The organism is Blautia sp. AM29-29 (genome assembly GCF_003480555.1).
Lineage (GTDB): Bacteria > Bacillota > Clostridia > Lachnospirales > Lachnospiraceae > Fusicatenibacter > Fusicatenibacter saccharivorans.
This window is the reverse complement of sequence record NZ_QUJD01000035.1, coordinates 1-11,719: the sequence shown is the minus strand read 5'-3', so window position 1 is coordinate 11,719 and position 11,719 is coordinate 1. Positions and strand designations below refer to the sequence as shown.

At 48.1% G+C, this 11,719-nt stretch carries 11 protein-coding genes and 2 pseudogenes; 5 read left to right on the top strand and 8 right to left on the bottom strand.

Translation table 11 applies throughout. The annotated features are described in order from the left end of the window. Window positions 1-135: 135 nt before the first annotated feature. From DW769_RS15800 to DW769_RS17360, 4 genes and pseudogenes are all read right to left on the bottom strand, one after another. A complete protein-coding gene (locus tag DW769_RS15800) occupies window positions 136-2,022 on the bottom strand; it encodes a phage tail tip lysozyme (protein WP_118750626.1) in 1,887 nt (628 codons plus the stop codon). A gap of 280 nt (window positions 2,023-2,302) precedes the next feature. Next, window positions 2,303-3,541 carry an MYG1 family protein gene (locus tag DW769_RS15795; protein ID WP_118750625.1) on the bottom strand — a complete coding sequence of 413 codons (1,239 nt, stop codon included), beginning with the start codon at window positions 3,539-3,541 and terminating at the stop codon, window positions 2,303-2,305. Window positions 3,542-3,770: 229 nt separating this feature from the next. Next, window positions 3,771-3,983, bottom strand: coding sequence for a ferrous iron transport protein A (locus DW769_RS15790; RefSeq protein ID WP_022461118.1), 213 nt, complete (start codon window positions 3,981-3,983; stop codon window positions 3,771-3,773). A gap of 79 nt (window positions 3,984-4,062) precedes the next feature. Further along, window positions 4,063-4,182: pseudogene (locus DW769_RS17360) on the bottom strand (DUF6783 domain-containing protein); the annotation flags it as partial. Between DW769_RS17360 and DW769_RS17355 the strand changes: the two are divergent. Next, a pseudogene (locus DW769_RS17355) lies at window positions 4,132-4,278 on the top strand (DUF6783 domain-containing protein). The pseudogenes DW769_RS17360 and DW769_RS17355 sit on opposite strands and share 51 nt — an antisense overlap. Here the strand turns inward: DW769_RS17355 and DW769_RS15780 are convergent. From DW769_RS15780 to DW769_RS15765, 4 genes are all read right to left on the bottom strand, one after another. Continuing rightward, window positions 4,262-5,008 (bottom strand): sulfite exporter TauE/SafE family protein, encoded by a 747-nt coding sequence (locus tag DW769_RS15780; RefSeq protein WP_118750624.1) that lies wholly within the window; start codon window positions 5,006-5,008, stop codon window positions 4,262-4,264. The pseudogene DW769_RS17355 and the gene DW769_RS15780 sit on opposite strands and share 17 nt — an antisense overlap. Window positions 5,009-5,023: 15 nt before the next feature. After that, the gene (locus DW769_RS15775; protein ID WP_118750623.1) at window positions 5,024-6,349 is read right to left on the bottom strand and encodes an amidohydrolase family protein; all 1,326 of its coding nucleotides are present in this window, start codon (window positions 6,347-6,349) and stop codon (window positions 5,024-5,026) included. 94 nt (window positions 6,350-6,443) lie between these two features. Continuing rightward, entirely contained in the window at window positions 6,444-6,890 is a 447-nt protein-coding gene (locus tag DW769_RS15770; protein ID WP_118594457.1) for a hypothetical protein, read from the bottom strand. 3 nt (window positions 6,891-6,893) lie between these two features. After that, the gene (locus tag DW769_RS15765) at window positions 6,894-7,760 is read right to left on the bottom strand and encodes a DUF3100 domain-containing protein (protein WP_118750622.1); all 867 of its coding nucleotides are present in this window, start codon (window positions 7,758-7,760) and stop codon (window positions 6,894-6,896) included. 295 nt (window positions 7,761-8,055) lie between these two features. Between DW769_RS15765 and DW769_RS15760 the strand changes: the two genes are divergently transcribed. The 4 genes from DW769_RS15760 to tnpC all read left to right on the top strand — a co-directional run bounded on the left by DW769_RS15760 (window position 8,056) and on the right by tnpC (window position 11,674). Beyond that, window positions 8,056-8,754 (top strand): Crp/Fnr family transcriptional regulator, encoded by a 699-nt coding sequence (locus DW769_RS15760; RefSeq protein ID WP_118750621.1) that lies wholly within the window; start codon window positions 8,056-8,058, stop codon window positions 8,752-8,754. A gap of 204 nt (window positions 8,755-8,958) precedes the next feature. Beyond that, a complete protein-coding gene (tnpA, locus tag DW769_RS15755; RefSeq protein ID WP_117762081.1) occupies window positions 8,959-9,342 on the top strand; it encodes an IS66 family insertion sequence element accessory protein TnpA in 384 nt (127 codons plus the stop codon). Next, on the top strand, window positions 9,330-9,695 hold the full coding sequence (tnpB, locus tag DW769_RS15750; protein WP_226906458.1) for an IS66 family insertion sequence element accessory protein TnpB: 366 nt from the start codon (window positions 9,330-9,332) through the stop codon (window positions 9,693-9,695). The genes tnpA and tnpB overlap by 13 nt, the downstream gene beginning before the upstream one ends. 314 nt (window positions 9,696-10,009) lie before the next feature. Then, window positions 10,010-11,674 carry an IS66 family transposase gene (tnpC, locus tag DW769_RS15745; protein ID WP_117762083.1) on the top strand — a complete coding sequence of 555 codons (1,665 nt, stop codon included), beginning with the start codon at window positions 10,010-10,012 and terminating at the stop codon, window positions 11,672-11,674. Window positions 11,675-11,719: the final 45 nt, after the last annotated feature.

Sequence of the window (11,719 nt, the reverse complement as noted above, 5' to 3'; positions counted from 1 at the left end):
TGACTTTTTATTTGCAGGCTAAAGTAACGAGAATGCGACGCGCCGTTTTCAATTATTTTACTGTAAGAAAGTCCTCCACACAGAATCTTTCTGCTGTGGAGGACTTTCTTTAACACGTTTTCATCATCTGTTCGTTTATTCTACATCTACCGGCGAATCATACGATTCCATAACATTGTAGATCTGTTCTGCTGCTGTTGTACGCAGTTTCTGCTGTGTGCTCTGGTTTGCGCATTTTTCGTATTCACGCATAAAGGCAGTTGCTGCGGTGCCAACATCTTCGGCATTTTTCAGTCTGTCCAGCAGATTCGGATTGTAGTCGGAAAGGTAGGCCATCAGACTGTCGAGCTGGCCGGACAGGCTTCCAAGGCTCTTTCCAAGATCAATGGTATATCGGCACAGATACTCTTTGATCGTTGGATCTGTAAAACCACAGAGACCATATCCATATCTTCCGCCACTGTAAAGGCCAAAACGGGAACTTCGGATCACTTCGTCACGGGAAATGATTCCGGCATCAACAAGGTTCGTGTACTGCTCTCCGCTCAGGCTTGTGCGGCTGGTAGAGCCATACTCAAGTAGTGTCGGATTGAGGTCTGTGGATGCCTCGTTTGCAATATTTCCCATAATACCGGCGGCTCCTTCTTTTGTAAATCCGTGCATCAGGAAGTAATTCCAGATCTTTTCTGCGTTCGTTCCGCCGATTTCATCGTCGGCTGCAAAACGACGGATCGTCAGAATCGTGTCACAGTCCACCGGGCGGTCGCAGGTGATACCGGCGTTTTCATTCAGCGCTTCTACGATTTTTCCTTCTCCGTCATACAGCGCCACATGGCCATTATAGCAAATAACATCGCCTGCGCGTGCCTCATCCAGGCTTGCAACCTCCGTTCCAAGGCTGCGCCATCCGCCGGAGGTCGTATATTCACCGTCGTACGCACCGCAACGGGTCAGAATCTGCCATACAAAATGAGAGCAGTCAATACCGTCCGTCAGGGAGTTTCCACCCCAGACGTATGGTCTGCCAACGAACTGTTTTGCAAATGTGATAATACCGTTTCCGGTTGAGGTTTTTACTTCATAAACCGTTTCTTTTTTATAGGGAAAGGCTTCATTTTCAGACGGATCGATCACCTGATCCGCCAGTTTCATCTGATCCTCTCCGGTGCCGGTTACATATTCCAGCGCCTCTTTTCCCTGCTGCAGATAATCCGTACGGACAAAACCGCGGACGTCGCCCGATTCAATATAAACCCACTCCTGATCCGCATCGGCGATCACAAAGCAGAGTGCCTTTGCCGGAAGTGTTCCCACGATCCGTGCGCTGGTGGAACCGCTTTCGCGGACGTTTAATCTGGTATCGACCTTTGCGTAGGCGTACGCTTTGTCGACCTGTGCGAAACCTGCGCGGAGATCTTTTTTCATGGAGCTAATATATTTTCCGTAATCAATCGTCTGAATCCAGTCATCCGCCTGTGTCTCATCATTTTTCGGTGTTTCTGTCGGGGCTGGTGCAGGCGTCTCGGTTGGCACCGGGGTTTCTGTTGGTTCCGGGGTTTCGGACGGGGCTGGAGTCGGCGTTTCACTTGGGGATGGCGTTACCGACGGTTCTGGAGTTTCGCCTGGAGTTGGTTCCGGGGTTTCACTTGGAGATGGCTCCGGCATCTCGCCTGGATTCGGGTCTTCCGGTGGCTCCGTTGGAGTCGGATCCTCTGTCGGTTCTGGCGTTTCCGGTACTTCTGGCTCCTCTGTGGAAGCGGCATTTTCATTCTGAAATGGTACGGACGGTTCTCCTGCTGGTGTCTCGGTTTCCTGTGTTTCTACAGCCGTAACAACGGCTTCTTCTGTGTTTCCGTTTTCCGTTTCACTTTGCGTGGCCGGTGCAGCCGCCTGATCTTTCTGCGTTTCCTGCACCGTTTTCGCTGTCTCCTCTGCATGCGCCGGTGCAGCCGAACCGAGAAGCATTCCGGCTGCCACGCCGAACGCTGTTACCGTTGTGCCAAATTTTTTCTTTGAAATCATATATGTTTTGCTCTCCTCTCTGCTGTTTGTCGATTTCTGCCTGCCATTTTCTGCTTTTGAGGCCGTTCGGATGAAATCACAAAAATGTATCGTTCCTGTAAAGTCTGGCCTCTTTTTTTGAAGATAAACCAAAAATGATATCATTCGTTTTCATTGTGCAAAAAATTTCACGTATTTTCTATATTGTATCACAGACAACAGCAGATGCAAAGAAACAAATCACATATTGAGGAATTTTTCTGTTTAACGCGTGAAATTGAGAGAGATTCTCTGTAAATTCTCAGGAACCGGACGGAATGCGGACCAGCAGCCGTTTTCCATTCTGCTCTGATACCGTCAGAACCGGAATATGTTTCTTGCGGAGCTGGTGTATGACCGGATAGGCCGCAAAGAGATCACCGCTGACACAGACAGCCTCCGGCTTTTCTTTTAACAAGTCCGACAGGTATTCCCGCAGGCGTATCTTCCATTCTGCTTTTTCAAGTGATGACACGGCATAACTGCCACAGATGTTCAGTTCCGGGGCCTCCGGCAGCGGTTTATGAAGAATAACTGCATGCTCCATGCCCGGCATCTGCCGCAAAAGCGCGTCATCCGCATCAATCGCATCGGTACCGATGTGGATCAGAACCGGTGCTTTTGGCATTCCCGCAAGGCTGATGCGACAGGCAGCGACGGCATCGTCAAGCGTTTCTGCGGTGAGAAGAAATCCTCCTTTGTGGCAGAAAGACACATCGGAAAGCCCCGTCACTTCCTGCAGTGCTTCTTTTTCCAGGCCAAGCCATGTTTCCGGAAAATCATACTTGTAATTGGATGAATTTTCTTTTCGAACCGGCTGCACGCAGTAACCGCCGCGGTTCGATGGGAATATCAGAAATGCAATTTCAGTCGCGGAAAGCTGTTTCTGACATGGAAAAAATTCCGACAGAATCAGAATCTTTTCATCCATTGTTCCTGCCTTTTTCTCCGCTGCGATCCGCTTCCTGTGTTCGGCAAGAAGAGCTGCAAACTGCTGCTCCGCCCGCTCATCCGCACGAAAACGCTCCCATTTATGTTCCAAAATCCGTCCGGCCACTGCCACCGCTTCCAGGAAAGCAGCATCGCTTCCGCTGTTATCATCCCATACCGGATTGAACATGCCGATCATACTGGCGAGTTCATTCTTTTCTCCTGTATTATCATTGAGATCGAGCGGCTGTACAAACTTCTCGTCAAACCGCGCGGCCATCTCCGGACTTAAAATTTCTGTGCCAAGTGCCTCCCATAAAAGGCCAAACGCCGCGTACGGAACCTGGTTTTCCCGGATCCGGCTGTCTTTCTGGTGATGGTCGTATTCTCCTCTTCCAATATCAAAAACAATCCCGTCAAAATCCTCCGGCACACGATTTCCGCGCTGGATGGTAAGCTGCGGATTAAAATGCAGAAGCAGTGCCGCAGAGAACACATCATCCGCATGAAATTTTCCGCCGTGCGTAAAAGCAGCGGCATGTTCTTTTTGTATCTGTTCTAATAATGTCATAAAATTCCAACTTCCTTTTTCTTAAGATCTGCTCTATTTTACTCTATCTGGCGGCTGTTTCGCAACGGTTCTATGTAAAGAAAAGCTTGAAAACTTCCTGGCACATCTTTATTAAAAATCATTTCCGCAGTCTGCACACTTATCTACGAAAATTCTTTTGTGGGTATTTGGAAAATCAAAATGAGCGGCTCCTCTTCCAAGGTTCCGCTCATTTTGATTTTTCTTCCTTTCATACCTGAATCCGGTCTGCAGCTGCATCACACATTGCAATCCGTTTTCCATCCATGCCAAGGATCAATCCACCGTTTATTCTCTGGATGACCTGTACGGTGCTGCCTTCTTTGATTTTACGGCTTCGGAGGAAATCCAGAACATCAGGGATTCCAAACATCCATTTGATGGTACAGATATCACCGGTTTTTTTCTTTGAAAGTGCCTGCATGGTATCCCTCCTTTTTACTTTTTCTATATTGTATTCCCTGAGGAAATATTTAGTCAATAAGAACAATTGGGATACGCTTCTAACTAAAGTTTGTGTGCAAAGCGCTAGAGTGTGTTTGAAAAAGGCTTTTCGTAGTCTGCATGTTCCAATTTGTGGGAGATTTTGTCTGAATGAAGGAGGCGTAGCGGGCTACGGCGACTGAATGAGGGCAAAATATACCGCAAAGTGGGGCATGCAGGCTGCGGAAATGGTTTTTCAAACACACTCTAGTTTTTCAATCAGAGAAAGAGTTTGATGCACGCGATCGCAATCGAAGCTACGGCCACGATCCGTTTCAGCAGCGTCTGGTTGATTTTCGTTGCATTTTTGCTTCCGGCAAAGACACCGATGCCATGTGCGACCAGGAGCACCGGCAGAAGCAGAAAGACTTCTTTATTTCCGGCCGCTGCGATCAGATAACCTGCTGCCGATGGTACGGCGATGAAAATCGAATCAAACAGGGAAATACCGACTGCGGTGTGCGCCGGAATCCCGAGCAGTGTCAGAATCGGCATTACAAGCACCGGCCCGCCTGCACCGGAGGCGGCACAGACAGCACCGGTTACAGCACCAAGTACCAGGTAAAACGGAACGCTCTGGACTGCTTTTTTCTCTGTATTTCCCGGCTTGTCTTTCCGAAGCAGGATGGAAATTCCGGAGAGCAGAACAACGAGATATAGAATTATTTTCATCGTGTCCGCCGGAATCAGAAGGTTGATCTTGACACCGGCAAGCGCGCCGACAAAACTTCCGGCCGAAAGCACACTTGCCGTTTTCAGGTCAAGGTTCCCGCTCTTATAATAATTTACCGATCCCAGAATGCCGGAAATCAGAAATGCCGCAAAGCTGAGTGCCAGGGACGCGGAGGACGGCATATCCAGGAATCCGGCGTAGAACATCGGAAGCAGAAATCCTGCGATTCCCGTCAGGCCGATACAACCGCCGACCACGAAATTCAGAAGGATCATCAAAATCAGATTTAACATAACTATAGATTCTCCTTATGGTGTAATTTTTTCAGCTTGTTCAAAATACCGCTCTGCCTTAGCAAGAATCCGTGCCTCATCAAGGGTCTGCACGGCATGGTCTTTCATCAAAATTTTTCCACGTACTACATTGTCGCAGACATCCGCTGCTGTCACGCACTCGAGCAGTGTATTGACAAGATTTCCGGTCGGATACAGATGCGGCTGCCAGAGTGAAATGGTGATAAAGTCCGCCTCTTTTCCAACAGCGATACTTCCGCCGTTTTCATGCAGATAGTCATATCCGCCCTGTGTCGCCATGCGGAGGATTTTCGCTGCCGGCATAACGGCCGCCTCGCTGATACCGACACCGCGTCCGACGTTCATCACGGAACGGAAAATTTTCATCTCATTCCAGAGACTGAGTCCTCCATGCGCCGCGCCATCCGTTCCAAGGCCGACGGTGATGCCGCGCTGCAAAAGAGCCGGCGTATCCGGTACTCCTTTTCCACAGTTGCTGAACGGGCAGTGGCATGTTTTTACCTCATACTTCTTCAGCAGATCCTTCTCATTTTCCGAGAGCAGAATGCAATGCGCCGCCAGAAAACGCTCATCCAGCACGCCAAGCTTTTCCAGATACTCGATCGGCCGCATTCCAAAACGCTGCAGAAAGAAATTGATCTCGTTCGGATATTCGTTCATATGTGCCTGCAGCAGGGCACCACGCTCTTTCGCATGACCGGCTGCTTTTAAAATCAGCTCTTCTGTACAGCTGATCAAAGACCGAAGAGAATAGGCGACTTTTAAGTTCCCTTTTCCATGGTACGCGTCATACAGCGCATCTGTCTGCGCCACATTCTGATCGGCGGTATGGCGGATAGCATCCGGCAGTGACGCATCATCCATGGTGGATGCAGATAACAGGCCGCGCAGCCCGGACTGCAGATAGACATCTGCCGCGCTCTCCATAAAGTAGCTTCCTGCGTCCACAAACGACGTTGTTCCGGATTTGATCATCTCCAAGGCCGCAAGTTCGGCACTAAGTTCCATCTTTTCCGGCGTCAGGGTACTCTCAAACGGCAGCATAATGCGCGTCCAGATCATTGGAAGCGCATCGAGAATCTGTCCCTTTAAAAGCTGCTGCCCCGTGTGCATGTGACTGTCGCAAAGGCCGGGCATCAGAAGCTTTCTGCTTCCGTCAAGAAGCTCAGTTTTCTTATTTCCGGAGAGCGTTATTTCTTCTCCTTCCTGATACGGACGGATGGCAGAAATGATCCCGTTCTCTGTTTCGACGGTCTGCCCTCTGGCGATTGTCATATCGGGCAGAAGCACAGAGGTATTCGTTACGATCAGTTTTCCCATAACTGGTTTCCTTTCTTTTTCTATAACAGCAGGAACCTGCCTCATCCCATTTTCTGTCTGGGAAGAGCCGGGCTCTGTTTCTCTTGCGTAGTGTTTAAATCGTTCCTGTCAGCATCATGACAACCTGTGCAATCACAGCGGAACCGATAAAGGTTCCTGTCATAACAAAGACGCCGATCAGAATCATTTTCCATCCCTGTTTTGCGAAGGTTTTTACCTGGTCGCCGATGGAAATTCCGGCATACGCACCTACCATGGTAAGCGGAGCTGTAAAGTTAATTTTGCCGACTGCGTCGATCACAAACTGTCTTGCCGGTGAAATCGGAGATGCAGCAAGCAGGCCGAGAATGGAAACGTATGCTACAATCGGAAGCTTCAGCGGAATCAGTTTGCTTACCACAACACCGACACAAGAAATCGCCAGCAGAATCAGAATTCCCGGAAGAGAATCCAGAAAGTTTACCTGAAATCCAACCAGATTGGCAAGTCCGATTCCAAGACCGGACAGTAAAAATAAGAATCCCCATTCAATATATCTCATCGCTTATGCTTCCCCTTTCTTTTTTGCGGCACGTTTTTCTGCTCTTCTGTCTGCAAATTTTCCAAGCGTCGGTTCCAGTTTTCGATACAGGAAGTTGCAGAGCGGAATACCGACAAAAATGGCCATGTAAATTCCGTCGATACCGGAAATCGTTTCACTGGCGCTGGCAAGTGCAGAGATCTGGTTCGCCATCGTCGGATAAATCTCGGTCAGTGAAGCGGTGGCGCTCGCCATCATGATGCCGGCTCCAACGCCGGAGGCCATACCGAGAGCATACGGATGGAAAATATTCAACATTGCGATTACGGAAACCATAAATCCAAAATAGATGGTGCCGACCATACCGCCGACCACGTAAATGGAAAGGCTGCCACGCGCTTCCGGGGAATCCGGTCCGAACATATCGGTGATAAGAGCAAGGTTTGTTTCACGGTTGATCGAATGAGTTGCTCCGATCGCTTCCCGCTTTAAGCCAAGCAGAAGTGCCAGCGGCATTGCAAGAAGAATAGTTCCAAGGTTTCCGAACTCCTGTAACAGAAGTGCCGGGCCAGCAGAAATGACCGTTTCAATGCTGGCTCCTGCATTGATGCCAAGCTTTGCAATAAACGGACAGATTGCCACAATAACGAGTTTTGATGCTGCTTTTACTTCCTTCGATTTTACGATTTTAGTCACCTGCGGACCGGACAGCACACCAAGAATCAATGCATAAAAAATCGGGAACAAAATAAAGTTTCCCGGTCCCAGCGGGATCTTGATCTGTCCGATGGAATCTGCGATCAGAATGAACACAAATGCCAGAACATAGATCTTCCACTCAGCCTGAATACGGCTTTTCAGTGATGAATACACATACTTTTCCTTTTTCATAACATTCTCCTCCACCATTGCTCTTTTTATGGTTCATTTTTGTTCTGTCTTGCAGAACAAGATGTATTCTAGCGGATTCGCGGTATGAAAAAAAGGACATATGGGATGTTTTCGGGGAAATTTTTCTTCTTTTTTAGGATTTCTTTTCTTTTTTTTGAAAAAGTCAGAGCCAGACATTGCGTCCATGAAAAAAAATGTGATATACTCACCGCAGTAGATGTCTGACCGCAAAATGAGCTATGCCAGACGCAAAACTGGTTTTGTGATTGCACCAAGGAAAGAGAGTCGAGAAAATATGACACTAGAAGAACTGATCGAAGAAGTTCCGGCACTTGCCCCCTATTTCGAGCATATGCCGGAAGAACTGCATAACCGTTACACGATCCGTGTCTACCCGCCGGGAACGATTATCCATCAGAAAGATTATAAGCTGGAAAAATTCGGCATCATCGCAAAAGGGGAACATCGCGTCATCAATGAATTTCAGAATGGCAATGTTTTCATGATTGAAAAGAACAAACCGATTGATTTTGTCGGAGAAGTGACGATCCTGGCCGGAATGGAAAAGACTTCGGTTACAATCGAAACACTGACCGAGACAACCGTTGTCTATTTTTCCCGGAAAGACTTCGAGGACTGGATTGTCAAAGATATTCAGCTTCTGCGGCTGGTCGCCCACAAAATTGCATACAAGCTGTACCGCTCCTCCTATAACCGCGGCGCACGACTCTTCTATCCGCCAAACTTCCTGCTGCTCGACTACATTCTAAAACAGGCGGCGCACCTTGGCATCGAGCGAAAAAAAGAAATCATAATTCAGAAAACGCGGCAGGAGCTCTACGAAGAATGCGGTATTACCGTAAAAACGCTGGGACGAACGATCAGCAAACTAAAAGAAGATGGCGTGATTTCCCTGAAAAAAGGGAAAATCGCCATGACGCTGGAGCAGTATCATCTGGCGCAGAAGACAATTCATCACTATGTTAATTATTAAAGCGTGCTGGAAAAATATTTCTCATTACGGTAAGCGATGAATAATCACCCGGTTTTTCATCTCCTCAAATTTGTGAGATAATCTCCTCAAAGGAGTGGTCTCTCTTACTCTTCCAGTTTTGGCACTTAGGAGCATTTTACTTCAATCTGTTCCGAGAATCTATGCTAATTCCACTCCAAATACAAGAACAGGAGTTGAATACTTATGACACAAAGAAATCCAAGACGTACCGATGAAGAGTGGCTCAGCCTAATCCAGGAATGCCGTTCCAGCGGTCTCTCTGACAAATGCTGGTGTGAGGAACATCATATTCATACAAGTAACTTTTACTACCAGATACGAAGGCTCAGAAAGAAAGCCTGTACGATCCCGGAACCTATTCATTCTACTTTTTTAGGAAAGCAGGAAGTTGTCCAGCTGGCTTTTGGGGAAGCGGTTCCCTGTCCATCCGTCAGCCCGGCTGTTCCAGAGATCTCTTCTGATACTGCTGTAAAAATAGCATACCATGGCATTCAGATCGAGATCACAAATGCAGCACACCGTGAGACCATATCCAATATCCTGTCTGTGCTGCAGTGCCTTTGTTAGGTGACTTGTCCGGTGTATCAAAGATCTTCGTGATAACCGGCCGGACAGATATGCGCAAGAGTTTTGATGGCCTCATGGCGATCATACGTGATGTTTACGAACTTGATCCCTACGCAAATGCGGTTTACCTTTTCTGTGGAAGGGACAGCCGCAAACTCAAAGCATTGCATTTTGACAAGGATGGGTTTGTACTTTTGCAAAAAAGGCTTGATGGAAGCGGCAGGTTCCAGTGGCCCCGGAATGCTTCGGAAGCCCGGCTCCTGACCCGTCAGGAATTCCGCTGGCTTATGGAAGGCCTTTCTATCGATCAGCCCAAAGCGATCAAAAGCGGTGGGAAAAAGAAGGATTTTTAATATTTTGTGCAAAACGGAGAATTTAAAGATCCTGTATTTCCAGTTCCGGAAAGGTGCTCTTACCGTTATCCACAGTCAGACCTTCTTTGTCCAGGTGTCATGTGGATGATGTCTGGATGGACAGGTCTCCTGCCAGAAAGGATGTGGATATCTTTCTAAAGAGGATGGAAAATCCGTATGCAGTCTTATTCTTTTGGGAGAGATATCCACATATGGGATACCGTCAGATTGACGGTACCAGCATTTCCGGCAGTTTGCCATCTGGCTGATATTTTCTTATAATAGTAGTAAGAAAACAAAGGACGGAGACCGCTATGCCGCTTGATGCCGAGGAAATGATCCAGCTTCTATTAAAAACGAATAAAGAACAGGAACAGACGATCACTGACCTGAGAGCAACCATAAAGGATCTGCGCAGTACCATTGCAAACCTGAATGAAACACTGGATGAGCTGAAGCGGAAGCTCTTTGGATCATCCAGTGAAAAGACAAAGGCTTCCCAACCAGTAGAAGAAACCGTCCCAGAGGCGGAGCCAACGACAATTGTAAAAGAGCATAAACGGGTCAGAAAGAAGAAATCCGTCCGTGCCGATCTGTACGAGGCCCTTCCCGTAGTAGAAGTTCCATGTGATATCCCGGAAGAAGAACGTATCTGTCCGGACTGTGATTCCAAAATGGAACATCTGGGCTATAAGTTTGTCCGGGAAGAGCTGCGCATCACCCCAGCAAAGGTCGTCCGGGTACGGTATATGCAGGAAACCCTTGTTTGCCCGGTATGCCGTGAAGAAGATGAGACGACCATCCTGGAAGGGAAAACACCAACGCCGCTTCTTGCACACAGCCCCGCTTCACCAGATATGGTTGCAACTGTCATGTACCAGAAAAGCTTCCTGCACCTTCCCTTTTACCGGCAGTCAAAGGACTGGCTTGAAAAAGGAGTGCCTGTCCCAAGGGAAACGGCGGCACACTGGTATAACTACTGTGCGCTGAACTATCTCCTTCCGGTCTATGAGGTCCTGCATCAGGAACTTCTGAAGAGGGAGGTACTCCATGCCGACGAAGTCCCATGCCAGGTCCTTCATGAAGAAGGGAAAAGTGCCACCTCAAAATCCTATATGTGGATCTATCTGAGCGGGACGGATGGGCTACCGCCCATTATCCTGTATGATTATCGGCCAGGACGTAGCGGGGATCATCCGATTGAATTCCTGTCCGGTTTTACCGGGCTGCTCCACTGCGATGGATATGCTGCATACGGAAGGATCGAGGACGTTATCCTAGTATGCTGTCTCGCCCACTGTAGACGTAAGTTTTTTGAGGCAGTCCCAAAAGCCCGTCAGAAAAACCTGAAGCTGCTGGATATCAATTCCGAACAGGAGATCACGGAACCGCCGGAAGGGACTGCTGCAGATGAGAAGCTGCTTCCTGCCGAAAAGGGTGTCGCATTCTGTAACCGCCTCTTTTACCTGGAACGTCTTTACAAAGGATTTCCAGCAGAAGAGCGAAGTCAGAGACGCCAGGAAAAAGAACCGGCTGTCTGGAATGAATTCTGGAGCTGGCTGGACACACTGGATCCTGCAGGAGGGAGCAAACTAGAAAAGGCAGTGAACTATGCTCTTAACCATAAGGAAACCCTTATGAATTATCTGCTGGATGGAAGATGTGAGATCTCCAATAACGCAGCAGAACGCCGGGCAAAAACTTATGTGACCGGGCGTAAGAACTTTCTGTTTCATGATACTACCAACGGGGCAATAGCAAGTGCAATCGTATTAAGTATCATAGAAACAGCAAAGGCGAATGGCCTGAACATCTTTCAATATCTGTACACTCTGCTGCTGTATATGCCGGACTACAAGGATGAGCCCGCAGGCATAGAAAAGCTGATGCCATGGAGTGATTTCATAAAGGAAAGATGCACAGGCATAACAGATATCGAAAACGTAAGACCGGAAAATCGTGGGAACCTGAACATTTGAGGTTCCCTGGAGGTCGTGAACGGGTGATTATTCATCGCTTACGTT